Source organism: Stenotrophomonas sp. YJH_SMC_21, assembly GCF_059369555.1.
On record NZ_JCAFSU010000001.1, the window covers coordinates 473136 to 498674 of the forward strand.

The 25539-nt window shown below is 67.6% G+C and carries 20 protein-coding genes; 11 read left to right on the plus strand and 9 right to left on the minus strand.

Annotated features, from left to right (window positions below):
• Nucleotides 1–299: 299 nt before the first annotated feature.
• The 4 genes from AC5P67_RS02150 to AC5P67_RS02165 all read right to left on the minus strand — a co-directional run bounded on the left by AC5P67_RS02150 (nt 300) and on the right by AC5P67_RS02165 (nt 4127).
• Entirely contained in the window at nt 300–812 is a 513-nt protein-coding gene (locus AC5P67_RS02150; protein WP_005411286.1) for a hypothetical protein, read from the minus strand.
• A gap of 45 nt (nt 813–857) precedes the next feature.
• On the minus strand, nt 858–1151 hold the full coding sequence (locus AC5P67_RS02155; RefSeq protein ID WP_005411287.1) for a LysM peptidoglycan-binding domain-containing protein: 294 nt from the start codon (nt 1149–1151) through the stop codon (nt 858–860).
• A gap of 285 nt (nt 1152–1436) precedes the next feature.
• Complete coding sequence (gene queF / locus AC5P67_RS02160; RefSeq protein WP_012481425.1) at nt 1437–2255, minus strand: NADPH-dependent 7-cyano-7-deazaguanine reductase QueF; 819 nt, start codon at nt 2253–2255, stop codon at nt 1437–1439.
• A 552-nt stretch (nt 2256–2807) separates the two neighbouring features.
• Nucleotides 2808–4127: a M20 family metallopeptidase gene (locus tag AC5P67_RS02165; protein ID WP_005414678.1), complete on the minus strand. Its 1320-nt coding sequence runs from the start codon at nt 4125–4127 to the stop codon at nt 2808–2810.
• A 188-nt stretch (nt 4128–4315) separates the two neighbouring features.
• Here AC5P67_RS02165 and AC5P67_RS02170 point away from each other — a divergent pair, with 188 nt between their 5' ends.
• The 9 genes from AC5P67_RS02170 (at nt 4316) to AC5P67_RS02210 (ending at nt 18559) form a co-directional block, all read left to right on the plus strand.
• On the plus strand, nt 4316–5560 hold the full coding sequence (locus tag AC5P67_RS02170; RefSeq protein WP_043034293.1) for an efflux RND transporter periplasmic adaptor subunit: 1245 nt from the start codon (nt 4316–4318) through the stop codon (nt 5558–5560).
• 74 nt (nt 5561–5634) lie between these two features.
• On the plus strand, nt 5635–8868 hold the full coding sequence (locus AC5P67_RS02175; RefSeq protein ID WP_005414680.1) for an efflux RND transporter permease subunit: 3234 nt from the start codon (nt 5635–5637) through the stop codon (nt 8866–8868).
• A 31-nt stretch (nt 8869–8899) separates the two neighbouring features.
• Complete coding sequence (locus AC5P67_RS02180; RefSeq protein WP_005414681.1) at nt 8900–12022, plus strand: efflux RND transporter permease subunit; 3123 nt, start codon at nt 8900–8902, stop codon at nt 12020–12022.
• Nucleotides 12023–12190: 168 nt separating this feature from the next.
• The gene (yccS, locus tag AC5P67_RS02185; RefSeq protein ID WP_043034292.1) at nt 12191–14368 is read left to right on the plus strand and encodes a YccS family putative transporter; all 2178 of its coding nucleotides are present in this window, start codon (nt 12191–12193) and stop codon (nt 14366–14368) included.
• A gap of 156 nt (nt 14369–14524) precedes the next feature.
• Nucleotides 14525–15319 (plus strand): SDR family NAD(P)-dependent oxidoreductase, encoded by a 795-nt coding sequence (locus AC5P67_RS02190; protein WP_012481431.1) that lies wholly within the window; start codon nt 14525–14527, stop codon nt 15317–15319.
• 98 nt (nt 15320–15417) lie between these two features.
• On the plus strand, nt 15418–17307 hold the full coding sequence (locus AC5P67_RS02195) for an MFS transporter (RefSeq protein WP_099527789.1): 1890 nt from the start codon (nt 15418–15420) through the stop codon (nt 17305–17307).
• Between the two features lie 182 nt (nt 17308–17489).
• Nucleotides 17490–17777: a CD225/dispanin family protein gene (locus tag AC5P67_RS02200; protein ID WP_005411297.1), complete on the plus strand. Its 288-nt coding sequence runs from the start codon at nt 17490–17492 to the stop codon at nt 17775–17777.
• A 34-nt stretch (nt 17778–17811) separates the two neighbouring features.
• The gene (locus tag AC5P67_RS02205; RefSeq protein WP_005411298.1) at nt 17812–18090 is read left to right on the plus strand and encodes a CD225/dispanin family protein; all 279 of its coding nucleotides are present in this window, start codon (nt 17812–17814) and stop codon (nt 18088–18090) included.
• 43 nt (nt 18091–18133) lie between these two features.
• Complete coding sequence (locus AC5P67_RS02210) at nt 18134–18559, plus strand: DUF2752 domain-containing protein (RefSeq protein ID WP_308310419.1); 426 nt, start codon at nt 18134–18136, stop codon at nt 18557–18559.
• A 565-nt stretch (nt 18560–19124) separates the two neighbouring features.
• Here the strand turns inward: AC5P67_RS02210 and ampE are convergent.
• From ampE to AC5P67_RS02235, 5 genes are all read right to left on the minus strand, one after another.
• On the minus strand, nt 19125–20012 hold the full coding sequence (gene ampE, locus AC5P67_RS02215) for a regulatory signaling modulator protein AmpE (RefSeq protein ID WP_005414686.1): 888 nt from the start codon (nt 20010–20012) through the stop codon (nt 19125–19127).
• Nucleotides 20013–20146: 134 nt separating this feature from the next.
• The gene (gene nudC, locus AC5P67_RS02220; protein ID WP_005414687.1) at nt 20147–21052 is read right to left on the minus strand and encodes an NAD(+) diphosphatase; all 906 of its coding nucleotides are present in this window, start codon (nt 21050–21052) and stop codon (nt 20147–20149) included.
• Between the two features lie 121 nt (nt 21053–21173).
• On the minus strand, nt 21174–21566 hold the full coding sequence (gene erpA, locus AC5P67_RS02225; RefSeq protein ID WP_005411302.1) for an iron-sulfur cluster insertion protein ErpA: 393 nt from the start codon (nt 21564–21566) through the stop codon (nt 21174–21176).
• A gap of 31 nt (nt 21567–21597) precedes the next feature.
• Nucleotides 21598–22062, minus strand: coding sequence for a bactofilin family protein (locus AC5P67_RS02230; RefSeq protein ID WP_005411303.1), 465 nt, complete (start codon nt 22060–22062; stop codon nt 21598–21600).
• A gap of 4 nt (nt 22063–22066) precedes the next feature.
• Nucleotides 22067–22810: a DUF6776 family protein gene (locus AC5P67_RS02235; protein WP_005411304.1), complete on the minus strand. Its 744-nt coding sequence runs from the start codon at nt 22808–22810 to the stop codon at nt 22067–22069.
• A 179-nt stretch (nt 22811–22989) separates the two neighbouring features.
• Here AC5P67_RS02235 and AC5P67_RS02240 point away from each other — a divergent pair, with 179 nt between their 5' ends.
• Nucleotides 22990–23607 (plus strand): DUF4126 domain-containing protein, encoded by a 618-nt coding sequence (locus AC5P67_RS02240; protein ID WP_005411305.1) that lies wholly within the window; start codon nt 22990–22992, stop codon nt 23605–23607.
• Nucleotides 23608–23651: 44 nt separating this feature from the next.
• Nucleotides 23652–25538, plus strand: a complete 1887-nt coding sequence (locus tag AC5P67_RS02245; protein ID WP_005411306.1) for an EAL domain-containing protein — start codon at nt 23652–23654, stop codon at nt 25536–25538.
• The last annotated feature ends 1 nt before the right edge of the window (nt 25539 follow it).

Sequence of the window (25539 nt, forward strand, 5' to 3'; positions counted from 1 at the left end):
CCAGCGCCGGGCCACGTGCAACCGTGTCGCTTTCCCCCGTCGCCGTCAGGGTGGGCGCGCGGCGGGGAAACCCCTGCATTGTCGCGTTTTCAGCCGCGCGGGGCAAAGCCGCGCCATACGCGGCGGTACTGCACGGCGGCAACGCTGTGATCCATCCACGCGCGGCGTGGATCTGCGCGAACGCCGCCGTCAGTGAATCCACGCCATGCATGGATGAAGCCAGCCACCGGCCAATAAAAAAGGACGCAGCCTTGCGGCTGCGTCCATCGTGAGTCCTGCCGGGAGAGAGTCGGCAGGACTTACTTGACCTCGAACTCCTGCGGCGTTCCAGCCGCCTTGCCATCGACCGTGACCTCGGCGCGGTACTTGCCGGCCGGCCAGCCCTTTGCATTCTTGAACGTGACGTTGGTGGTCTCCGCGCCGCTGGCATTCAGGGTCGCGGTCTGTTCGCCGGCCACCTGGCCGTCCTGGAAGGTCAGCTTGGCACCGACATTGACGTTGTTGGCGGCGCCATCGGTCTTGACCGAGACGATGACATCATCCTTCGGCGAGAACAGTGCAGCCGGGGCGACCGATTTGTCGGCGGCAGCGGTCTTGCCCACGGTGACGGTGGAAACGCTGACCGCGGCAGCTTCCGCCATCGGCGGCGGTGCACCGGTCATCGGTGCCGGCGCTGCCGGCTCGGCCGGAGCCGTGGCGGCCGGAGCGGCGTTGGTGTCGGTCGACTCTTCCTTCTTCTTGCAACCGACCAAGGCAACGCTGCCCAACAGGGCGGCGATCAGGGCGGTCTGGAGCGGGGTGGTCTTGATCATTCGGGGTTCCTCCCAGGGATTGTCGGACGGCGTTTGATCGCCGGCTTACTTCGGCGGCAGTTTCAGGGTCTGGCCCGGGAAGATCTTGTCCGGGTCGTCAAGCACATCGCGATTGGCTTCGAAGATCTTCTTCCAGGCGTTGGCGTCGCCCAGATGCTGCTTGGCGATCTTCGACAGCGAGTCACCCTTCTGCACGGTATAGGTGCCGCCGCTGACGATCTCGGCGGTGCTGTCCACCGAAGCGCTCACGCCGGAGAAGTCCGCCTTCGGCACCTGCTCGGCGGTACTGTCGACGCTGGCGCTGACGCCGGAGAAATCGGCTTTCTTCTCGGTACTCATCCACAACTCCCGTCTGCATGACTACGTGGCTCGCACGGTGCCATGGCGGTTGTTAAATGGGGATGGTGCAGATGTGAAGCCGCCCCGGGGGGCGGCTGAACAATCGGGAGAGACGGTGCCCGGTAGTGCCGGCCGCTGGCCGGCTGTGCCAGGGGGATCCGGCCTTGGCCGATTGCCGGCCAGCGGCCGGCACTACCCGTAACCGCCTGCGAATCATGGTAGTGCCGGCCGCTGGCCGGTGTTCGCCGGGCATGGCCCGGCACAGCGGGCAACCGCCTGCGGCGGTTACTGGCGCAGTTCGCGGTAGGTCGCGGCCGGGGCGGCAATGCCGGGACTGGCGCGCCACGGGTTGATGTCCAGGCCGCCACGGCGGGTATAGCGCGCCTCCACTTCCAGCCATTGCGGCTGGCAGCGCGCAGACACCTCGCTGAAGATCCGCTCAACGCACTGCTCGTGGAACTCGGCGTGCTCGCGGTAGCTCACCAGATAGCGCAGCAGGCCGGCACGATCGATCTTCGGCCCGCGGTAACGCAGGCTGACCGTCGCCCAGTCCGGCTGGCCGGTGACCGGGCAGTTGGACTTCAGCAGTGCCGAGACCAGGGTCTCCTCCACCACCTCACCGGCATTGGCCGAGAGAAAGTCCGCCTGCGGCGGGCCGTAGCAGTCGATCTCCAGCTCCAGCCCGTCGATGGATTCACCGAGCGGCGTCTCGCGCAGGCCCGGCAGCCCGAACTCGACCTGGACCGGCGCACCGGCACAATCTGACAGATCCGCCACGATGCGCGCGCGCAGTGCCTCGGCGCTGTCGATGCGGGTGCTGTTGAGGGAGTTGAGGTACAGCTTGAACGACTTCGATTCGATCAGCCGCGGCGAGGTGCACGGCACCTGCACGGTGGCCACGGCCACCTGCGGCTTGCCACGCGGGTCGAGCCAGCTCAGCTCGAAGGCGTGCCAGCGGTCATGGCCGACGAACGGCAGCGCGGCGTCATCGAGGCCGATTTCGGCGCGGGCGCCGCTGCGGGGGATGGGAAACAGCAGGCCGGGATCGTACTGCGACGGGTAACTGACCTCGCGACCGAGGCTGGAATCCTGTGGGGTGTTCATGGGGGTCATTGTATCGCGCGGACGGCGGGCCTTCGGCCGGGCTGGCCAACGGCGGAGCCCCTCCGTGGTGGTTTTGTTGGTTGGTCGTGGAAGGCGGTCTATCGGCTTGGCCGGGTGGGTAGGCGGGTCGGGGGACGCCGTAAACCCGTCCTTGGGGGCTTGGCCGCGGCATCCATGCCGCGGACACCCCCGCCCCGCCCACCCACCCGGCCCCTGACAGTTCCTTGCGCGCCACCACCACCACGGGAAAGATCAGGAAAATCAAAATCAGAAGCCGATCCTTCAGACATTCATGACGCCTGCCGTGCCGACCAACGGTCGGCACCCACCAACAGCAGCGGGCACCAACAGCCGCGGGAAACTGTCGAAGGCGGGGTGGGTCCGGTTGAGGGGGTGTCCGCGGCATGGATGCCGCGGCCAAGCCCCCATGGACGGGTTTACGGCGTCCCCCTCAACCGGACCCACCCCGCCATCCCACGGAATGCCCGCTTTTGACGTTGACGTTGCCGTTGATCCAAGCGGGTGCAGGGCTGCAAGCCCTGCCGGAAACCCTCACCCCGCCGGAGTGCCGGCACCGTGCAGGTAATCCAGGCTCACCTGCAGCAGCGCGCGCAGTCCGACATCCAGCGCCTTCTCATCCAGCAGGAACTTCGGCGAATGATTGGCGGGCGCCGTCGCCGGGTCGATGCCCACGCTGGTGGAACCAACGAAGAAGAACATCCCCGGCACTTCCTTCGCGTACAGCGAGAAATCCTCCGCGCCCATCTGCAGCGGTGGCTCGTACACGTTGTCCTTGCCCACCACCGCCTGCAGGCTCGGCAGCATCTTCGCGGTCAGCGCCGGGTCGTTCACCGTGGCCGGGTTGCCTTCCGATTCGTAGATGTCGGTCACCGCCTTCGCACCGTGCGCGGCGGCGGTGTGCTCGGCGACGTTGCGCAGGTCGGCGAAGATCTGCTGGCGCATGCCCTCGTCGAAGGTGCGGATGGTGCCGACCATCTCCACCTCGTCCGGAATGATGTTGTAGCGGATGCCGCCGTTGATCGCACCGAAGGTCAGCACCGCCGGTTGCTTGGACAGGTTGGCGCGGCGGCTGACGATGGTCTGCGCGGTGCCGACCAGATCGGCGGTGGCCACGATCGGGTCGACACCGTTCCACGGTGCCGAGCCGTGCGTCTGGCGACCGATCACCTTGATCCCGAAACGATCCGAGGCGGCCATCAATGGGCCACCGCGCACCGCGATCTGGCCGGCCTGCACGCTGGAGAACACATGCAGTCCAAACACCGCCTCCGGCTTGAAGTCGGCGAACAGGCCTTCCTTCAGCATCAGCGCGGCACCGCCCTCTTCCGGCGGCGGTGCGCCTTCCTCGGCCGGCTGGAAGATCAGCATCACCTGGCCCGGCAGGTCCTTCTTCATCGACACCAGCGCTTCGGCCACGCCCAGCAGGGTAGCGGTGTGCGCGTCATGGCCGCAGGCATGCATCACGCCCACGGTCTGGCCGCGGTACTGGTCGGTGGCCTTGGAGGCGAACGGCAGCCCGGTCTGCTCGGTCACCGGCAGCGCGTCCATGTCCGCACGCAGCGCGATCTTCGGGCCGGGCTTGCCGCCTTCGATGATCGCCACCACGCCGTGGTGGGCGATGCCGGTCTTCGGCTTCAAGCCCATCGCACGCAGGCGCTTGGCGACCTCGGCCGAGGTGCGCACCTCGCGGTTGGACAGTTCCGGGTGCTGATGGAAGTCGCGGCGCCATTCAACCACCTTGGCCTGCAGGCGCTGGGCAGCGGCGGTCACTTCGGGGCGTTGCCCGTCCTGGGCGTGGGCAACGGCCGGCAGGGCCAGCAGCAGGGCGGACAGCAGCAGCGAACGGCGCATCGCAATCTCCACAGCAAGAGGGGTCCAGCTGAATGTAGGGCAACACCGCCGCCACGGGAACCTCCGCGGCCGGATCCGGTCTTAGCGCCCGTCCCATCCGTCATGCAGGAAACGTGATGTGGCACAGGTATGCTTTGCGCATTGCCAACCGGGGCCGCGCCCCGTCCAGCCCTCTTGGAGTCCTCGTAATGTCACGTGTTTGGAAGATCGTGCTGCTGGTCGTGGCGGTTCTGGTGCTGGCCGTGGTCGGCCTGCGCGTCATCGGCGGGGGCAAGGACAAGGCTGGAAAGCCGGCAGCGGGAGCGCGCCAGGGTGGCGAAGACCCGGATGCCGGCCCGGTGCCGGTGACCGTGGTCGAGGCCACGCACCAGGACGTACCGGTGTATGCCAGCGCACTGGGTACCGTGACGGCAATGAACACCGTCACCGTCAGCCCGCAGGTCGGTGGCCAGCTGATGAGCCTGAACTTCCGCGAAGGCCAGGAAGTGAAGAAGGGCGACGTGCTGGCAGTGATCGATCCACGCACCGCCCAGGCCAGCTATGACCAGGCCGCGGCAGCCAAGCGCCAGAACGAGGCGCTGCTGGCCACCGCGCGCTCCAACTACCAGCGCTCCAATGCGCCGGAGTACCGCCAGTTCGTCGCCAAGACCGATCTGGATACACAGCGAAACCAAGTGGCACAGTACGAAAGCGCAGTCGCGGCGAACGAGGCCAGCATGCGCTCGGCACAGGTGCAGCTGCAGTACACCAGGGTCACCGCACCGATCACCGGCATCGCCGGCATCCGCGCGGTCGACGCGGGCAACGTGGTCAACGCGGGCACCGCGCTGGTCACCCTGACCCAGATCCACCCGATCCACGTCCTGTTCAACCTGCCCGAACGCCAGCTCGGCGACGTGCGCCAGGCGCAGGCCGCCGGCGCGGTGCCGGTGGCGGCACTGGACCGCGCCGACTCGCACGTGCTGTCCGGCGACGGCAAGCTGGACGTGGTCGACAACCTGATCAGTGCCGACAGCGGCACCTTCAAGGCGCGCGCGCTGTTCGACAACACCGACAACGGCCTGTGGCCGGGCCAGTTCGTCAACGTGCGCATGCAGCTGCGCACGATTGCCGGCGGCGTGGTCATTCCGACCCAGGCCGTGCTGCGTGGGCCGGATGGCGAGTACGTCTACGTCGTGCAGGGCGACAACACGGTGAAGATGCAGACCGTGCGGAGCGGCGTGGAAGTGGGCGACAGCCAGGTGCAGATCGCCGAAGGCCTGAAGGGCGGCGAGCGGGTGGTCAGTGAAGGCCAGTTCCGCCTGAAGCCGGGCAGCAAGGTCACCGCGCTGAAGCCGGGCGAAACCCCGGCCGCACCGACCGAGGCCGAGCTGAAGGCGGCCGAACAGAAGAACGGTGGCGGCGGTGGCCGTCGCGGTGGCGGTCCGCGCTGAGCGCAGGCCACGGTTCTCCCTCGCGCCGGCGGACCCGCCGGCGCCGACATTGAAGTGCCAGCAAGGATCAGTCCGTGGGCTTTTCGACGATCTTCATCCGCCGCCCGATCGCTACCTCGCTGTTGATGGCGGGCCTGTTGCTGCTGGGCATCCTCGGTTACCGCAAGCTGCCGGTGTCGGCGCTGCCGGAAATCGATGCGCCCAGCCTGGTGGTCACCACCCAGTACCCCGGCGCAAACGCAACCACCATGGCCTCGCTGGTCACCACGCCACTGGAGCGCCAGTTCGGGCAGATCTCCGGGCTGGAGCTGATGACCTCCGACTCGTCGGCTGGCTTGTCGACGATCATCCTGCAGTTCTCGATGGACCGCGACATCGACATCGCCGCGCAGGACGTGCAGGCGGCGATCCGCCAGGCCACCCTGCCCTCGTCGCTGCCCTACCAGCCGGTCTACAACCGGGTGAACCCGGCCGACGCGGCCATCGTCACCCTGAAACTGACCTCTGACACGCGCCCGCTGCGCGACGTCAACAATTACGCCGACTCGATCCTGGCCCAGCGCCTGTCGCAGGTGCAGGGCGTCGGCCTGGTCTCGATTGCCGGCAACGTGCGCCCGGCCGTGCGCATCCAGGTCAATCCGGCGCAGCTGTCGAACATGGGCCTGACCCTGGAACAGCTGCGCAGCGCGCTCACCCAGGCCAACGTCAATGCGCCCAAAGGCTCGTTGAACGGCAAGACCCAGTCCTACAGCATCGGCACCAACGACCAGCTGGCCAGCGCCGCCGAGTACCGCGACACCATCATCAGCTACAAGAACGGCCGCCCGGTGCGGCTGTCCGACGTGGCCGAGGTGGTCGACGGCGTGGAGAACGACCAGCTGGCGGCCTGGGCCGATGGCAAGCCGGCGGTGCTGCTGGAAGTGCGCCGCCAGCCGGGCGCCAACATCGTGCAGACCGTCGAGCGCATCCGCGCGATCCTGCCGCAGCTGCAGGGCGTGCTGCCGGCCGACGTGCACCTGGAGATCTTCAACGACCGCACCGAGACCATCCGCGCCTCGGTGCACGAAGTGCAGTTCACCCTGATCCTCACCATCGGCCTGGTGGTGGCGGTGATCTTCGTATTCCTGCGCCGGCTGTGGGCCACGATCATTCCCTCGGTGGCGGTGCCGCTGTCGCTGGCCGGCACCTTCGCGGTGATGGCCTTTGCCGGCATGTCGCTGGACAACCTCTCGCTGATGGCGCTGGTGGTGGCCACCGGCTTCGTGGTCGACGATGCGATCGTGATGATCGAGAACATCGTGCGTTACATCGAGCAGGGCAAGAGTGGCAAGGAAGCGGCCGAGATCGGCGCGCGCCAGATCGGCTTCACCGTGCTGTCGCTGACGGTCTCGCTGGTGGCGGTGTTCCTGCCGCTGCTGCTGATGCCCGGCGTCACCGGCCGCCTGTTCCACGAGTTCGCCTGGGTGCTGAGCATCGCCGTGGTGCTGTCGATGCTGATCTCGCTGACGCTGACCCCGATGATGTGCGCCTACCTGCTCAAGCCCGACGCCCTGCCCGAGGGCGAGGATGCGCATGAGCGCGCAGCGGCGGCCGGCAAACAGAACCTGTGGACGCGCACCGTCGGCCTGTACGAGCACAGCCTGGACTGGGTGCTGGGCCACCAGCGCCTGACCCTGGCCGTGGCCGGTGGCGCGCTGGTATTGACCGTGCTGCTGTACGTGTTGATTCCCAAGGGGCTGCTGCCCGAGCAGGACACCGGCCTGATCACCGGCGTGGTGCAGGCCGACCAGAACATCGCTTTCCCGCAGATGGAACAGCGCACAAGGCAGGTTGCCGAAGCGCTGCGCCAGGATCCGGACGTGACCGGCGTGTCGGCGTTCATCGGTGCTGGCAGCATGAACCCCACGCTCAACCAGGGCCAGCTGTCGATCGTGCTGAAGGAGCGCAGCCAGCGTGATGGCCTGGATGAGATCCTGCCGCGCCTGCAGAAGGCGGTAGCCGGTATTCCGGGCGTGGCCCTGTACCTGAAACCGGTGCAGGACGTGACCCTCGATACCCGCGTGGCCGCCACCGAATACCAGTACTCGCTGTCGGACGTGGACAGCGCCGAAGTGGCCACGCAGGCCACGCGCCTGACCGAAGCGCTGCGCAAGCGCCCGGAACTGGCCGACGTGGACAACAACCTGTCCAACCAGGGCCGCGCGCTTGAACTGAACATCGACCGCGACAAGGCTAGTGTGCTGGGCGTGCCGATGCAGACCATCGACGACACGCTCTACGATGCGTTCGGCCAGCGCCAGATCTCGACCATCTTCACCGAACTCAACCAGTATCGGGTTGTGCTGGAAGTGGCGCCGGAGTTCCGTACCAGCACCGCGCTGATGGAACAGCTGGCCGTGGCTTCCAACGGCGCCGGCGCGCTGACCGGCACCAATGCCACCAGCTTCGGCCAGGTCACCTCGTCCAACTCGTCCACCGCCACCGGCATCGGCGCGCAGAACACCGGCATCACGGTCGGCGCCGGCAACATCATCCCGCTGTCGGCGCTGGCCGAAGGCAAGGTCAGCAGTGCGCCGCTGGTGGTCAGCCACCAGCAGCAGCTGCCGGCAGTGACGGTCTCGTTCAACGTGGCGCCGGGCTATTCGCTGTCCGAAGCGGTGCGTGCGATCCAGGAAACCAAGGACAGCCTGGACATGCCGGCACACCTGCATGCCGAGTTCATCGGCAAGGCTGCCGAATTCACCGGCAGCCAGACCGATGTGGTGTGGCTGCTGCTGGCCTCGCTGGTGGTGATCTACATCGTGCTCGGCGTGCTCTACGAGAGCTACATCCACCCGATCACGATCATCTCCACGCTGCCACCGGCCGGCGTCGGCGCGCTGCTGGCGCTGATGCTGTGCGGGCTGAGCCTGTCGGTGGACGGCATCGTCGGCATCGTGCTGTTGATCGGCATCGTCAAGAAGAACGGCATCATGATGGTGGACTTCGCGATCGAGGCGCGTCGCGCCGGTGCCAACGCGCATGAAGCGATCCGCCGCGCCTGCCTGCTGCGCTTCCGCCCGATCATGATGACCACCGCCGCGGCAATGCTCGGCGCGCTGCCGCTGGCGCTGGGCACCGGCATCGGCTCGGAGCTGCGGCGCCCGCTGGGCATCGCCATCGTCGGTGGCCTGCTGCTGTCGCAGCTGGTCACGCTGTACACAACGCCGGTGATCTACCTGTACATGGAACGCTTCTCCGAATGGCTGGCGCGCCGCCGCGAGCAGCGCGCACTGCGCAACGGTTCGCTGCAGGAGCCGCAGGCATGATCCACGCCCCGCTGCTGCGGTGGGCCGCACGATGAACCTGTCCGGCCCCTTCATCCGCCGCCCGATCGGCACCGCGCTGCTGGCCATCGGCCTGTTCATGGTCGGCCTGATCTGCTACCTGCGCCTGGGCGTATCGGCACTGCCGAACATCGAGATCCCGGTGATCTTCGTGCACGCCAGCCAGTCCGGCGCGGATGCGGCGACCATGGCCTCGACAGTCACCGCGCCGCTGGAGCGCCACCTCGGCCAGCTGCCGGGCATCGACCGCATGCGCTCGTCGAGCTCGGAAGGCAGCTCGCTGGTGTTCATGATCTTCCAGAGCGGCCACAACATCGATTCGGCCGCGCTGGACGTGCAGACCGCGATCAACTCGGCGCAGGCCGACCTGCCTTCGGGCATGGGCTCGCCGATGTACCAGAAGGCGAATCCGAACGACGACCCGGTCATCGCCATCGCGCTGACCTCGCAGACGCAGTCGGCCGACGAGCTGTACAACGTCGCCGACTCGCTGCTGGCCCAGCGCATCCGCCAGATCAGCGGCGTTGCTTCGGTCGACATCGCTGGCGCTTCGACGCCGGCGGTGCGTGTGGACGTCAACCTGCGCCTGATGAACGCGCTCGGCCTGACCGCCGATGACCTGCGCAACGCCGTGCGCGCGGCCAACGTGACCTCGCCCACCGGCTTCCTCAGCGACGGCAACACCACTACCGCGATCATCGCCAACGACTCGGTGGCGCGTGCCGCCGACTTCGCCGACCTGGTGGTCAAGACCCAGGGCGATGGCCGGGTGATCCGCCTGAAGGACATCGCCAACGTCTACGACGGCCAGCAGGATGCCTACCAGGCCGCGTGGTTCGACCACAAACCGGCGGTGGTGATGTACGTGTTCACCCGTGCCGGCGCCAACATCGTGGAGACCGTGGACCGGGTCAAGGCGCAGATCCCGACCCTGCGCGATTACCTGCAGCCCGGCACCACGATGACGCCGTACTTCGACCGTACGCCGACCATCCGCTCGTCGCTGCATGAAGTGCAGATCACCCTGCTGATCAGCCTGGCGATGGTGGTGCTGACCATGGCGCTGTTCCTGCGCCGGCTGGCACCCACGCTGATCGCTGCGGTGACCGTGCCGCTGTCGCTGGCCGGTGCCGCGCTGGTGATGTACGTGATGGGCTTCACCCTGAACAACCTGAGCCTGCTGGCGCTGGTGATCGCCATCGGCTTCGTGGTCGACGATGCGATCGTGGTGATCGAGAACATCATGCGCCACCTCGACGAAGGCATGCCGCGGATGCAGGCGGCGCTCACCGGCGCGCGCGAGATCGGCTTTACCATCGTCTCGATCACCGCCTCGCTGGTGGCGGTGTTCATCCCGCTCCTGTTCGCCAGCGGCATGATGGGTGCGTTCTTCCGCGAATTCACCGTCACCCTGGTGGCGGCCATCGTGGTCTCGATGATCGTCTCGCTGACGCTGACTCCGGCGCTGTGCAGCCGGTTCCTCAGCGCGCACGACCACAGCGCGCCGCCGTCGCGCTTCGGCCGCTGGCTGGATGCCGGCCATGAGCGCATGCTTCGCGTCTACACCGTGTTCCTCGACTTCTCGCTGCGCCACGCGCTGCTGCTGTCGCTGACCCCGCTGATCCTGATCGGCGCCACCGTCTTCCTGTTCGGCGCGGTGAAAAAGGGCGCGTTCCCGCCGCAGGACACCGGCCTGATCTGGGGCCGCGCCAATTCCAGCGCCACGGTGTCCTTCGAGGACATGGTCGCCCGCCAGCGCCGCATCACCGACATGCTGATGGCCGACCCCGCGGTGAAGACCGTGGGCGTGCGCCTGGGCAGCGGCCGCCAGGGCTCCAGCGCACAGTTCAACATCGAGCTGAAGTCGCGCAGCGATGGCCGTCGCGAGACCACCGCGCACGCACTCGCACGGCTGAGTGCCAAGGCCGACCGCTACCCCGACCTGCAGCTGCGCCTGCGCGCGATCCAGGATCTGCCCAGCAACGATGGCGGCGGTTCCAGCCAGGGCGCGCAGTACCGCATCTCGCTGCAGGGCAACGACCTGGCATCGCTGCAGGAATGGCTGCCCAAGCTGCAGGCGGAGCTGAAGAAGAACCCCAAGCTGCGCGATGTCGGTACCGACGTGGACAACGCCGGCCTGCGCCAGAACATCCAGATCGACCGCGCCAAGGCCGCACGCCTGGGCATCACCGTGGGTGCCATCGACGGTGCGCTGTACGGTGCGTTCGGCCAGCGCCAGATCTCCACCATCTATTCGGACATCAACCAGTACAGCGTGGTGGTCAACGCCCTGCCCTCGCAGACCGCCACCCCCGCCGCGCTGGACGAGGTGTACGTGCGTGCGCGCAACGGCGACATGGTGCCGATCACCGCGGTGGCCACGCAGATGCCCGGCCTGGCCCCGTCGCAGATCACCCACGAGAACCAGTACACGACGATGGACCTCAGCTACAACCTGGCTCCGAACGTGAGCATGGGTGAGGCCAAGGCGATCATCGACGCGACCGTGGCCGGCATGCGCATGCCTGGTGACATCCGCCTGGCCGATGATGCGGGCTTCGGCTTCAACTCCGACCCCAGCGACATGCTGATCCTGGTGTTCGCCGCGATCCTGACCGTGTACCTGGTGCTGGGCATGCTCTACGAGAGCCTGATCCATCCGGTCACCATCCTGTCCACGCTGCCGGCGGCGGGCGTGGGTGCACTGCTCGCGTTGTTCGGCACCAACACCGAGTTGTCGGTGATCTCGATGATCGCGCTGGTGCTGTTGATCGGCATCGTCAAGAAGAACGCGATCATGATGATCGACTTCGCGCTGGTGGCGCAGCGCGAGCATGGCCTGGCACCGCGCGATGCCGCGCGCGAGGCCAGCATCGTGCGCTTCCGCCCGATCATGATGACCACGATGGTGGCGATCCTGGCGGCGGTGCCGCTGGCGATCGGCCTGGGCGAAGGCTCCGAACTGCGCCGCCCGCTGGGCATCGCGATGATCGGCGGCCTGCTGTTCTCGCAGAGCCTGACCCTGCTCAGCACGCCGGCGCTGTACGTGATCTTCTCGTGTCTGGCCGAACGCTGGCGGGCCCGTCGCGCGCGCAAGCGCGAAGCGAAGCTGCTCAAGCGCGCGCAGCGTGCGTAGAACGGCCCATCCACGCATGGCGTGGATCTAAGGGTAGAGCCGGCCGCTGGCCGGCTTTCTCGGTACGGCAAATCTGCCGGCCAGCGGCCGGCACTACCGCGGTGGTCCGCCCTCCATATTTCACGCGCACCCCGCAATAATGGTGGGAGATCCTTCCGCCGAGCCTGCATGCCCGCCCGCCAATCCCGCCTCAGCCGCCTGTGGGCCCACGAGAAGGCCAGTTACGGCCTGCGCGTGTTCATCGCCCTGACCGCAGCGCTTGCCGTGTGCTGGCAGCTGGATGCGCTGACCGCCCTGCCCGGCGTTTTCCTCGGCATCATCGCCAGCGCCATCGCCGAGACCGACGACAACTGGTGGGGCCGGACCAAGGCGGTGGCGCTGTCGCTGCTGTGTTTCTGCATCGCTGCGGCGTCGGTGATCTGGCTGTTCCCCTGGCCGTGGATCTTCATCGGCGCGCTGGCACTGTCCACCTTCGGCCTGACCCTGCTGGGCGCGCTCGGCGAGCGCTACGCATCCATCGCCCAGGCCACGGTAACGCTGGCGATCTACACCATGATCGGGCTGGAGCAGCACGGTGCCAGCGACCTGCATACCGCGCTGCAAGCGGTCAGCCACCTGCTGGCGGGCGCCGTCTGGTACGGACTGCTGTCGATCCTGTGGACCGCACTGTTCGCCAACCGACCGGTGCGCGAGCGCGTGGCGCGGCTTTACATCGAGCTGGGCCGCTACCTGCAGCTGAAGGCCGCCCTGTTCGAACCGGTACGTGAGGCCGACCTGCAACGCCGCCAGCTCGACCTGGCCGAGCAGAACCGGCGCGTGGTCGGCGCGTTGAACGAGGCCAAGACCGCGATTCTCGCCCGCTTCGGCCGTTCCGGGCGGCCGGGCGTGAACTCCGGCCTGTACCTGCGCCTCTATTACATGGCACAGGATTTCCACGAGCGCGCCAGTTCCTCGCACTACCCTTACGGCGCCCTGGTCGATGCGTTCTTCCACAGCGACGTGCTGTACCGCTGCCAGCGCCTGCTCGATCTTCAGGGCCAGGCCTGCGCGCGCCTGGGCGAGGCGATCCGCCTGCGCCGCCCGTTCGTGTATGGCGAAACCAACCAGCAGGCCGGGCGCGACCTGGCCGATGCGCTGGCCTACCTGCGCGACCAGCAGCGCCCGCAGTGGCAGCGACTGCTGGGTTCGCTGGACCTGCTGGTGCACAACCTGCGCAGCATCGAACGCCGCCTGCTGGACGCCGAACGCTCCGAGGCCAGCCTCGACAATGTCGATACGCGCCTGCGCGACAGCAACCCGCATACCCTGCGCGAGATGGGCGTGCGCGTGCGCCAGCAGCTCACGCCCGGCTCGGTCCTGTTCCGCCACGGCCTGCGCATGGCATTGGCGCTGATCGCCGGTTTCGCCGCGATCCGTCTGTTCAATGCGCAGAACGGCTCGTGGGTGCTGCTGACCATCGTATTCGTGTGCCGGCCCAACTTCGGCGCCACCCGCCAACGCCTGGCGCAGCGCATCGTCGGCACCGTGGCGGGCCTCGTGCTCACCTGGGCGCTGCTGCAGTTGTTCCCGCAACTGCACGTGCAACTGCTGATCGCGCTGCTGTCGGCGCTGCTGTTCTTCTTCACCCGCACCGACCGCTACCTGGTGGCATCGGCGGCGATCACGGTGATGGCCCTGACCTGCTTCAACCTGATCGGCGATGGCTTCGTGCTGATCGTGCCGCGCATGGTCGACACGCTGCTGGGCTGCGCGATTGCCGCTGCCGCCGCGTTCCTGATCCTGCCCGACTGGCAGGGCCGCCAGCTGCACCTTGTGCTGGCGCGGGTGCTGGATACCGCCGCGCGCTACCTGGATTCGGTGCTGGGCCAGTACCGCAGCGGCATGCGCGATGACCTGGCCTATCGCATCGCCCGCCGCGACATGCACAACGCCGACGCCGCGCTGTCCACCGCGCTGTCGAACATGCTGCGCGAACCCGGTCATGTGCGCCGCAACCTGGATGCCGGCTTCCACTTCCTGGCGCTCTCCAACACGCTGCTTGGGCACTTGTCGGCGCTGGGTGCACACCGCGACCAGGTGGACAGCTACGCCGGCGATCCGCTGGCCTTGGCCGCCGGTGACCGCGTGCGGAAAGCGCTGCAGCAGCTGGCCTCGGCCCTGACCGCACGGCAGCCGGTCAACGAGGACGACAACGACGCTGATCGCGCGGTGGCGGCCGAGCTGGAGCAGATCGACGAGGCGATGCCGGCGAAGCTGCAGTTGATCCGCACGCAGATGGCGCTGGTGCTGCGGATGCTGCCGAAGGTGCGGGCGGCGGCGAATGAGGCCGTGCGCACGCTCACCTGAAGGCCGGCGCCGGGCAGGGCCTGGCGCGACCCGCAGTCCATCCACGCATGGCGTGGATCTACTGCACCGTGTGCAACCGTGTGTTGCGCCTGGCGCTGCATCCCGATCACGTTCCTGCGCGGATACTGGGTGATCCCCTGCTCCTGGACTCCCCCCATGAAGATCGAACTCGCCGGCCGCACCGCGCTCGTTACCGCTTCCACCGCCGGCATCGGCCTGGCGATCGCCCAGGGTCTTGCCGCGGCGGGTGCGCGGGTCATTCTCAACGGCCGCAGCACCGACAGTGTCGAACGCGCCCGCCAGCGCCTGCTCGCCGCCGTTCCGGGTGCCGAGGTGATCGGCGTCGCCGCCGACCTTTCCGATGCAGCCGGTGTCGATGTGCTGCTGGCCGGCCTGCCCAAGGTCGACATCCTGGTCAACAACGCCGGCATTTTCGGCCCCGAGGACTTCTTCGAGACCGAAGACGCCACCTGGGAGCGCTACTGGCAGACCAATGTGATGTCCGGCGTGCGTCTGTCGCGGGCACTGCTGCCGGCGATGGTCGACGCCGGCTGGGGCCGCGTGCTGTTCATCTCCTCCGAATCGGCACGCAACATTCCCGCCGACATGATCCATTACGGTGTCAGCAAGACCGCGCAGCTGTCGCTGTCGCGCGGCCTGGCCAAGCGCGTGGCCGGCAGTGGCGTCACCGTCAACGCGGTGCTGCCCGGCCCGACCCTGTCCGACGGTTTCGCGGCGATGTTCGAAGATGAACGCCAGCGCAGCGGCAAGCCGCTGGAGCAGATCGGCCGCGAGTTCGTGATGGCACACCGGCCGTCTTCGGTGATCCAGCGCACCGCCACGGTCGAGGAAGTGGCCAACATGGTGGTGTACCTGGCCTCGCCGCAGGCTTCCGCCACCTCCGGTGCAGCACTGCGCGTGGATGGCGGCGTGGTCGACGATATCGTCTGAGACCATCGACAGGTGTGCGGACCAACGGTCCGCACCCACAGGTCCGCATCCACAGCGGATAGGCAGGAATGCTAGGCTGCGCCGGTCAAGGAGGTTCCATGTCCGGTCACAACCAGTTCGCCCTGCTGCGCCAGCGCCGTTTCCTGCCGTTCTTCGTCGTCCAGGCGCTGGGTGCGTTCAACGACAACGTGTACCGGCAGGCGATCATCGGCCTGTTGTTTTATCTGGGCGTTTCGGAGGAGCAGCGTTCGCTTTACACCACGCTGGCGCCAGCCATCTTCATCCTCCCGTACTTCCTGTTCTCGGCGCTGGCCGGGCAGATCGCCGACAAACTGGAAAAATCGCGGCTGATCGTGATCACCACCACCATGGAGATCGTGATCATGTCGATGGCGGCTGTCGGTTTCGTTACCGAGAACCTGCCGTTCCTGCTGGTCGCGCTGTTCTGTACCGGCATGCAGTCGACCCTGTTCGGCCCGGTGAAGTACTCGGTACTGCCCTCGGTGCTGAAACCCGAGGAACTGACTGGCGGCAACGGCCTGGTCGAGATGGGTACTTCGATCTCGATCCTGTCCGGCATGATCATCGGCGGCTCGGTGTTCCTGCTTGCGGGGAGCCACGGCCCGATCGTGGCCGCCACAGCGGTGATCGTTCTAGCCATCTGCGGCAACATCGCCGCGCGCCTGATCCCCAAGGTCGACGCCGGCGATCCGAACCTGAAGATCAACTGGAACCCCCTGCCGGAGTCGCGGGTCGTGCTGCGCATGGCACGGCAGCAGAAGGCGGTGCGCAACGCCATCCTCGGGGTGTCCTGGTTCTGGTTCGTCGGCACCGTGCTGACCTCGCAACTGCCCAACTACGCGTTGGCCAACCTCGGCGGCGAACCCAAACTGTATCTGTTCGCCCTGGCCCTGTTCTCGGTCGGCACCGGCGTTGGCTCGCTGCTGTGCGAGAAGCTGTCGGCGCGCACGGTGGAAATCGGCCTGGTGCCGTTGGGCGCGTTCGGCATGACCGCGTTCCTGCTCGACCTGTACTTCGCGCGCAGCGGCGAGGCGACGGTGCACGGGTTGACCATCGGCACCTTCCTGCAGCAGCCGGGCAGCATCCGCATCGTCATCGACCTGATCGGCATCGGCCTGTTCACCGGTATCTTCGTGGTGCCATTGTTCGCGCTGATCCAGAGCCGCACGCCGAAGGCGCAGATGTCGCGCGTGTTCGCGGCGCTGAACATCCAGAATTCCGGCTTCATCGTCGGCGCAGCCCTGTTGTCGCTGGCCGCGCACAAGCTGCTGCACTGGACCATCCCGCAGCAGTTCCTGGCGCTGGCCATCGCCAACGCGCTGGTGGCGATCTACATCTTCACCATCGTTCCCGAATTCCTGATGCGCTTCCTCAGCTGGCTGATGGTGCGCACCCTGTACCGGCTGCGCCCGCACGGCATCGAAGCCAACGTGCCCGACGAAGGCGCCGCGCTGCTGGTCTGCAACCATGTCAGCTACATGGACGCACTGATCCTGTCGGCGACGATTCCGCGTCCGGTGCGCTTCGTCATGTACTACAGGATCTTCAACATCCCGGTGATGCGCTGGATCTTCCGTACCGCCAAGGCGATCCCGATCGCCGGTGCGCGCGAAGACCCGGCGCTGATGCAGCGCGCGTTCGATGACATCGACGCCGCGTTGGCCGAAGGCGAGCTGGTCTGCATCTTCCCGGAAGGCGCACTGACCAGGGATGGTGCAATCGCCCCGTTCAAGTCCGGCGTCGAGAAGATCCTCGAACGGCGGCCGGTGCCGGTGGTGCCGATGGCCCTGCGCGGCATGTGGTCGAGCATGTGGAGCCGGCGCGACAGCCGCCTCGGCCGCATGCGGGTGCCGCGCCGTTTCCGAGCCACCGTCGAGGTAGTGGCGGCACCGTCCATGGACGGCCACACCACCAACGCCCAGGCGCTGGAAGCCCAGGTGCGGGCCCTGCGCGGCGATCACGCCTGACAGAATCGGACTGACAGGCAGGCCCGGCAACCTCCCCCGCATACGCCACCGTCCAGTGGCGAACACGACATGCCGTGCGTGTAAACGCATACATGCAACGCCGGTTGCGGTAGATTACGCACCCACAGGGGGGAGGTTCGGCCGATTCACCAAGGCCGGCCACCAAGGAATGGAGTCTCGCTTTGAATCAACCACCACCGCTCAGCCGTCCGGTCTACATCCCCAACCATCTGGTCTGGGCGATCCTGACGACGCTGTTCTGCTGCCTGCCGTTGGGCGTGGTGTCGATCGTCTATGCCTCCCAGGTCGATGGCCGCCGCGCGGCTGGCGATCTGCCGGGGGCCTACAGCGCGTCGCGCAAGGCGGGCTGGTGGGCAGTGGCTTCGGCCGTGGCCCTGCCGGTCCTGTTGCTGTTGTGGCTCGGGCTGTTCGGCGGCTTGGCCGTACTGGGCGCTCTTTCCGACCAATGATTCACCACCACCACCCATCAAGGAGCTTGAACCCATGAATACCGCTACTCCGCAGGTCCCGAACAACCTGGTCTGGGCCATCCTGACCACCCTGTTCTGCTGCCTGCCGGCCGGCATCGTGTCGATCGTCTACGCCGCACAGGTCAACGGCAAGCTGGCCGCTGGCGACATCGCCGGCGCCCAGGACTCCGCCGCCAAGGCCAAGAAGTGGGCCATCTGGTCGGCCATTGCCTGGGCCGTGCTGGTCGTGCTGTACGTGCTGTTCTTCGTCGTGCTCGGCGGCATGGGCGCGATGAGCAACAGCGGCTACTGATACGCCTGGACGGATCCGGCGCCTGCGCCGGATCCGTTGTTGCATGTCCGCGCTTCCCGCTCGTTCCCGACTCGCCCGCTGGGCACCACTGCTGGCTTCCGCCGGCCTGGCCGTGGGTGCCACGGTGATGCTGCGCAACGTCAATCCGTATGTCGCCGGCAATCCACTGCCGAGCTGCCCGCTGTACGCCCTGACCGGCCTGTACTGCCCGGGCTGTGGCAGCACGCGCTGCCTGTATTCCCTGGTCCACTTCGACCTGCCCGGCGCGATGGCGATGAACCCGCTGCTGGTCATCAGCCTGCCGTTCCTGTTGCTGATGCTGCTGAACATCGCCGGCATCCGCCCACGCGTGCTCGACCCGCTGATGCGGGTGCTGGCCAATCCTGTGTTCTGGCTCTGGGTGCTGCCCGGGTATGCGCTGCTGCGCAACCTGCCGTGGGCACCGTTCACTGCACTGGCACCGATCTAGGTTTCCAGCCAACGGCGCAGCCCCTCGTGGTGGGCGGCGTTTGAAGGCAGAAGCCTTGGGGTTGGCCGGGCGGGATGGGTTTGCGGGGGACGCCGTGAATCCGTCCGTGGAGGCTTGGCCGCGGCATCCATGCCGCGGACACCCCCGCAAACCCATCCCGCCCGGCCACGGACAGTTTCCGTGCGCGTCCACCACGGAAAAGAAAGAAAAGATCAAAAGCAGAAGCGGATCGCTTCGCTACGCTCGCTCGGAGCCAAGCATGGCTCGGCTCTGGAGAACGTCCGTGCGCGGAAAACTGTCGAAGGCGGGGTGGGTTGGATGGCGGGGGTGTGAGCCGCATGGGCCCGAGGCATGCCTCGGGCGGGTTGGGCAGGACGCCCAACCCGGGTCTTGCCGTGTGCGCAGGACAGCGCACACGAGCAAGCGGCGACCAAGCCTCCATGGACGGATTCACGGTGTCCCCCGCCATCCGACCCACCCCGCCAACCCGCAGCAATCCAGCTGTTGCTGTTGCTGTTGCTCTGTTGCCTCTGCAGGTGCAGGGCTGCAAGCCCTGCCAAAACACCTACGTCACCCAGCCTGCAATCACCAGCAGGGCGAGGATCGCCAGCCACAGCAGCAGCATCCGCCACACCAGGCTCATCGCATCACGCAGGTCCGGCAACCGCTGCCACACCGGCAACAGCCCCGCCTCGGTGTAGTCGTGCGCATCCTCGCGCAGTTCGGCGTTGACGCTGGCCCGCGCCACCGCACCCAGGAACCCGGTGTTGCCGGTCAGGCGCTCGCCATGGGCCTGGCGCCACGCCTTCCACGCCGTATCGAAGTTGCCCACCAGCGCCATCGAGAACGCCATCAGCTGTGCCACCGGCCACTCAATCCAGCCCAGCAGCCGCTGCGCCAGCGCCAGCGGCTCCACCGGCACGCGGGCACGCATCGGGCTTTCCGCCATCAGCGCCAGCAACCGGTAACCGAGCGCGCCAGCCGGGCCCAGCAACAGGAACCAGAACAGCACCGCGAACCAGCGCCGCAGTGCGTTGAGCACCGTCGCCTCGACCAGTGACGGAATGTCCTCGCGCAGGCTGCCGCCGGCCGACTGCAGGTTGCGCACTGCAGCCTGCCGCGTCGCCGCATCATCGGCATCGATGATGGCCTCGATATCGCGGTCCAGGTCACGCGGGCCCCAGCACCAGGCCAGCACCGCCACGCCCAGCAGCAGCGACGGCAGGCCGAACAGCACCCCGCGCAACAGCCACGCCAGCAGCGCCATCAGCAACAGCGGCGGCAGCAGGGCCAAGGCAACGCCGGCCGGTCCCTGCCAGGCCTTGCCACCACGCGCATCCAGCCAGCCCAGCCAACGCCGGAAACCGTCGAAACGGCGCAGCGAGGCAGCAGCGGCCGGAGCAACATGGCCCAGGGCCAGTGCCACCAGCACGGCGGCCAGAGTGGTGAACATGGCGGGTCTCCCTACGAAACAGAACGCTCGGCGCCGCTACCTTACCTGTCGCAGCGGCGCCCTCAGCGGTGAACCGGACTGTAACCCGTGCCGTGTTCAGGTGGCGGCAATGCAATCGCCCCAGCCGGCCCCTCTCAGCCCTTCTGCTGCCGGTACCAGTGCTCGATCAGGCCGCGCGAAATCGAGATCGGCGGCGACAGGCGGATGCCCTGGCCATCGTCCTCCACATCGCGCGCCAGTGCCGCGCCGACCTCGTCGGCACTGAACCAGCGCGCGTCTTCCAGCTCGCCGTCCACGGTCGGCAGGTCATCCTGCGCCTGCGCCCTGAAGCCGACCATCAGTGCGCCCGGGAACGGCCACGGCTGCGAGCCCAGATACTGGCAAGCGGTCACCCGCACCTTGCTCTCTTCGTGGACTTCGCGTACCACGGTCTGCTCGAAGGTCTCGCCCGGTTCGACGAAGCCGGCCAGCACCGAGTAGCGACGTGGCGCCCAGTTCGACTGGCGGCCGAGCAGCAGGCGGCCCTGGTTTTCAACCGCCACGATCACAGCGGGGTCGACACGCGGATAGTGCTCGGTGGAACACTGCGCGCAACGCCCCACGAAGCCGCCACGGGCAAACGCCACGGCACCACCGCATACCCCGCAGAAACGGGTGCGCGAGTGCCAGTAGGACATGCCACGTGCGTAGCTGAAAGCGGTCGCATCAGCCACCGACCACAGCAGGGCGGCCTGGCGCAGGTCGAGGCGACGTGGTGCGGTGACGGTGACGCTGGCGGCTTCAACCGAGAACCACGCTTGTTCCCCGCGCAGGCCGAGGAAGATCGCGGAGCCGGGACCGCCGCCGATGTCGGCGCCGGTCAGCGCCAGCGGCTGGTCGTCATCGCCGGTGAAGGCGCTGCCGTCCTGATCGAGCACCAGAATGTGCGCGCCCGGCCACAGGCGCGCCAGTGCATCGGCATCTTCGCGCAGGGCATCGGCGCGCTCCAGCGGTTCGCCCACGAAGGCGAAACCGGAAAGCGGCGAAGGAGTATTGGGCATCCTGCAAGCGTGCCGCCAATCGATGCGGGTGGCAAGCCGCGGGCTTTGCCGAAGCCATCTGTGGGTGTGGAGCTTGTGCTCCACACACCTTGTCGCGCGGGACGCAGGCCCCGCGCCCCGCCTACATGCTGAAACTGCTGCCGCAGCCGCAGGTGGTCTTTGCGTTCGGGTTGCGGATCACGAACTGTGCACCGGTCAGGCTCTCGGTGTAGTCCACCTCGGCGCCCATCAGGTACTGCAGGCTCAACGGGTCGACCAGCAGGGTCACCCCGCTGGTCTGTACCGCCAGATCGTCCTCGGCACGGTTCTCGTCGAACTCGAACCCGTACTGGAAGCCCGAACAGCCACCACCTTCGATGTACACGCGCAGGGCCAGGTCGGGGTTGCCCTCTTCCTGGATCAGGGATTTGACCTTGGCGGCCGCCGACTCGGTGAAGTTCAGCGGGCGCTCCAGCGACTGGTAATCGGGCGCGGCGGCCGGGGTGGCGCCGGGCAGGGAGACTAGCGTGCTCATGGTGTCAGCATGGGGGTGCCGACGATGGCTTTCAAGCCATCGCCTCGGCCAGCTTGCGGCGCGCGGCGGTGTCACCCTTGCCGCCAGTGGCCTCATCAGCTTCCGGGGCCGGCAGGGCGGCCATCGGGGCGCTGGCGTGGATCAGGCGACCGTTCAGCTGGGCGCCCGCATTCATCTCCACCACCTGGTAATGGACGTTGCCGTTGACCCGCGCACTCGGGGTCAGTTCGACTTTCTCGCTGGCGTGCACGTCGCCGTCCAGGCGGCCACTGATGACCACCACCTGGGCACGGATCTCGCCCTCGATCACGCCATGCTCGGCGACCGTCAGGGTTGCGCCACTGGCGCCTTCGGCGGCGATCACCTTGCCATGGATGCGGCCTTCCACGTACAGGCCACCACTGAATTCCACATCACCGCGGATCACCACCTGGTTGCCGATCAGGGCATCCACCACCAGCTGGCCTTCGCGGTTGGATTTGCTGCTTCCGAACATCTGCCTACTCCCCTTTGCTGGCCGGCGCACCGGCCTGTTTCCAGTCGAATACCTGGGTGGTACCCCCCGTACCACTCCCCAATGTCACCCGCACGCGTTGCGGGGTGAAGTCAGCCGGCAGCATCACGCTGCCGGTGAGCTGCTGGAAGTACCGGAACGAGTAATCCTGTCCCGGTACCTTGCTGCGCTGGTGCAGATCATCCCAGCTGATCGTGGCCAGCTTGCCGTTCTTGACGCCTTCCACGGTGAAGCGCATCTGCCCCTGGCTGATGGCGCCGCGGTTGAGGTTCTGGGTCAGCACCGCGGTGTACTGCCAGGTGCCGGCCGCTTCCGGGCTGAACTCGATCGAATGGGTGTTCAGGCCCTTGCGCTGGCTGGTCGAACCCACCAGGCGCTCATAGAAAGCAACGTCGGCACGCAGGCCGGCGATTTCCTCATCGCGCTCGGCCAGCGAGGACTGCACCTCGGTGTTGGCGGCGCGGCTGATGCGGTCGGAGGCTTCCAGCGTGGCCTGCTTCTGGCGCAGTTCGGTCAGCTGCGCCTGCAGCGTCTCGGCACGCTTCTCGGCGGCCTGCAGGCGCTGGCCCTGCGCATCGCGCGGGGTGGCCATCCAGCAGCCGCCGAGCACCGCCAGCACCAGGCTGAGCAGCCAGATGCCGCCGATCACCAGCAGGCGGCGGCGGTCGGCCGGCGGTTGCGGCGCGCCGGGCAGGCGGACCTGCACGCGCATGGGAGGACGGTTGGTCATGGGTGGATTCCGGGGCATCGCGAGGGCGACACCGGTACGGCCCCTGTGGCAAACGACGGGCTAGTGTATGACAGGACGGGTGGGTTTCCTGCGCAGTGGCGAGCCACGGTCTGTGGCGTTCAGGCATGCCATCGTCGATAGTGTGGTCCCCTGCACAGTTCCGTCGCCGGAGCATCGCCATGACCGAAGCCCACCTGTTCGTGATCGGCATCCTGCTGGCCTGGCTGGCCGGCATCCGCGTCTACCTCACCGTGTTCGGTGTCGGCCTGGCCGGCCTGCTCGGCTGGGTCGACCTGCCACCGGCCCTGCAGGCCACTGAATCGTGGTGGGTGCTGGGCACCTCGGCGGCGCTGGCGGTGACCGAATTCTTCGCCGACAAGATTCCCGGCGTCGACTCGGCGTGGGATCTGGTGCAGACCCTGGCACGTGTACCCGCAGGTGCCTTCCTTGCCGCAGCCACGCTGTCGCCGGATGGGCAGCTGGGCACCGGCGCACTTGCTGCCGGTGCAGGTGTCGCGCTGGCCAGCCACGGCCTGAAGGCAGGCACCCGCGCCCTGCTCAATACCTCGCCCGAGCCTGCCAGCAACTGGGTGGCCTCCGCCGCCGAGGACACCGTGGTGGTCGGTGGCCTGGCCCTGGCCCTGGCACACCCGTGGATCGCGCTGATCGTGGTGCTGGCCTGCAGCCTGGCGGGTGCGCTGCTGGTGTGGCTGGTCTGGCGCACCCTGTGGAAGGGCGTGCGCTGGCTGGCACGCAGTGCGTCGCCCGACAGTCCACGCCAGCCCGGCACCGGTTGATCGCCGGGCTTGTCGCATAATGGACGCGAACACCAGGAGCACCGATGGCCGCAAACGAATCCCCCGCGGGCGCCCGCCCGGGACGCGCTGAAACCCCTCCGGCCGATCATTGGCAACGCTGGACCGCTGAACCGGCGAGCGCCGTCGCCGCAGCGCCGGCAGCGGTTCCGCCGCTGGCCGCCTCCGACGCACCCGCATCGATCGGCAGCGCACCGCCGCCGCTGCCCGGCCCATCCCTGCTGGCCGAGGCCGGCGGCAATGACCCGGCACCGCTGCATTCCGATTCGCCCTACCGCGTGCTGATCGTCGAGGATGATCGCGCCCAGGCACTGTTCGCACAGAGCGTGCTGCATGGCGCCGGCATGCAGGCGATCGTGCACAGCGATGCCGACGGTGCGCTGCAGGCGATCAAGGAACATCGCCCCGACCTGATCCTGATGGACCTGCACCTGCCCGGTCTGGACGGCATGCGCCTGACCGCGCTGATCCGCCAGCAGCCCGGCCTGCAGCTGCTGCCCATCGTGTTCCTCAGCGGCGACCCGGACCCGGAACGCCAGTTCGAGGTGCTCGACAGTGGCGCCGACGACTACCTGAGCAAGCCGATCCGCCCGCGCCACCTGATCGCCGCCGTGGCCAACCGCATCCGCCGCGCGCGGGCGCAGGCCGCAACCCTGCCCGGCGTATCCGGCACCCCGGCCACCAGCAATCCGGAAACCGGGCTGCCGACGCGGCATCACGTGCTGCAGCAGCTCAACGCCGCGCTCGCCCACCGCGACCAGGGCGGCGTGCTGTTCGTCGAGATATCCAGCGCACTGGGCCTGCGCGAGCGCTATGGCTATGCCGCCTTCGAGCGCCTGATGGTGCAGGCCGGGCAACGCCTGGCAGAAGCCGGCCACCCGCACCTGCTGGCGCGCCTGAACGACAACAGCTTCCTGCTGCTTGCGCGCAATGTCAGCGAGGACAGCCTGGAAGGCATTGCCGCTGCGCTGCGCGAGCAGTTGTCGGCGCGGGCCTTCGTGATCCGCGATGACGAATCGGTGCATCTGCGGGGCGTGGTCGGCTATGCACCGCTGTCGCCGGGCTTCGACGATGCCAACAGCGCGCTGGAAGCAGTCGAGCGCACCACCCTGCAGGCACGGCTGCTCAGCGCCGGCGTGGCCGGCCACGTGCACCGCGACGTGACCAGCGAGCAGGAACACCTGGCACTGCTGGAAGGCCAGCTTGAGCTGGCCTACCAGCCGATCGTCGCCGTCGCCGGCGGCAACACCGCGCAGTACCAGCTGCTGCTGCGCCTTCGCCAGGCCGACGGTACGCTGCTGGCGGCAGGCCAGGTGATCCCGGCCGCAGAGGCTGCCGGGCGCATCGCCGATCTCGACCAGCAGGTGATGGACCATGCACTGGGCCTTCTCGACCTTTACCGGCACGCGACGCAACCACTGAACCTGTTCGTTTCGCAGTCGCTGCGCACCCTGCAACGCGATGCGTTCGCGGATTGGCTGCTGGAATCGCTGCAGCAGCGCGACCTGCCCGGCAGCGCGCTGGTGATCGACGTCCGCCTGCCCGACGCGCTGATCCATACCGTGCCGCTACAGCAGTTCTGCCAGCGCATGGCCGGCGCCGGCGTGCGCTTCTGCCTGAGCCAGTTCGAACCCGGGGGCGAAGCCGATGCGCTGCTGACCCAGCTGCCGTTGTCGTTCGTGCGCATGGCCGCGCGCTTCTCCAGCAGTCATTCCAATCCGGCCACGCGCGAAGAGCTGCGCCGGGCAATCGAGCGGGCGCACGCCGCCGGGCAGCAGATCATCGGCCAGCAGATCGAAGATCCGCAGGCCGCCGCCGCGATGTGGGTGGGCGGTGTCGACTACATCCAGGGCAACATGGTGCAGTCGGCCGGCAGCGATCTGAACTTCGACTTCCACAACGCGGTGCTCTGAC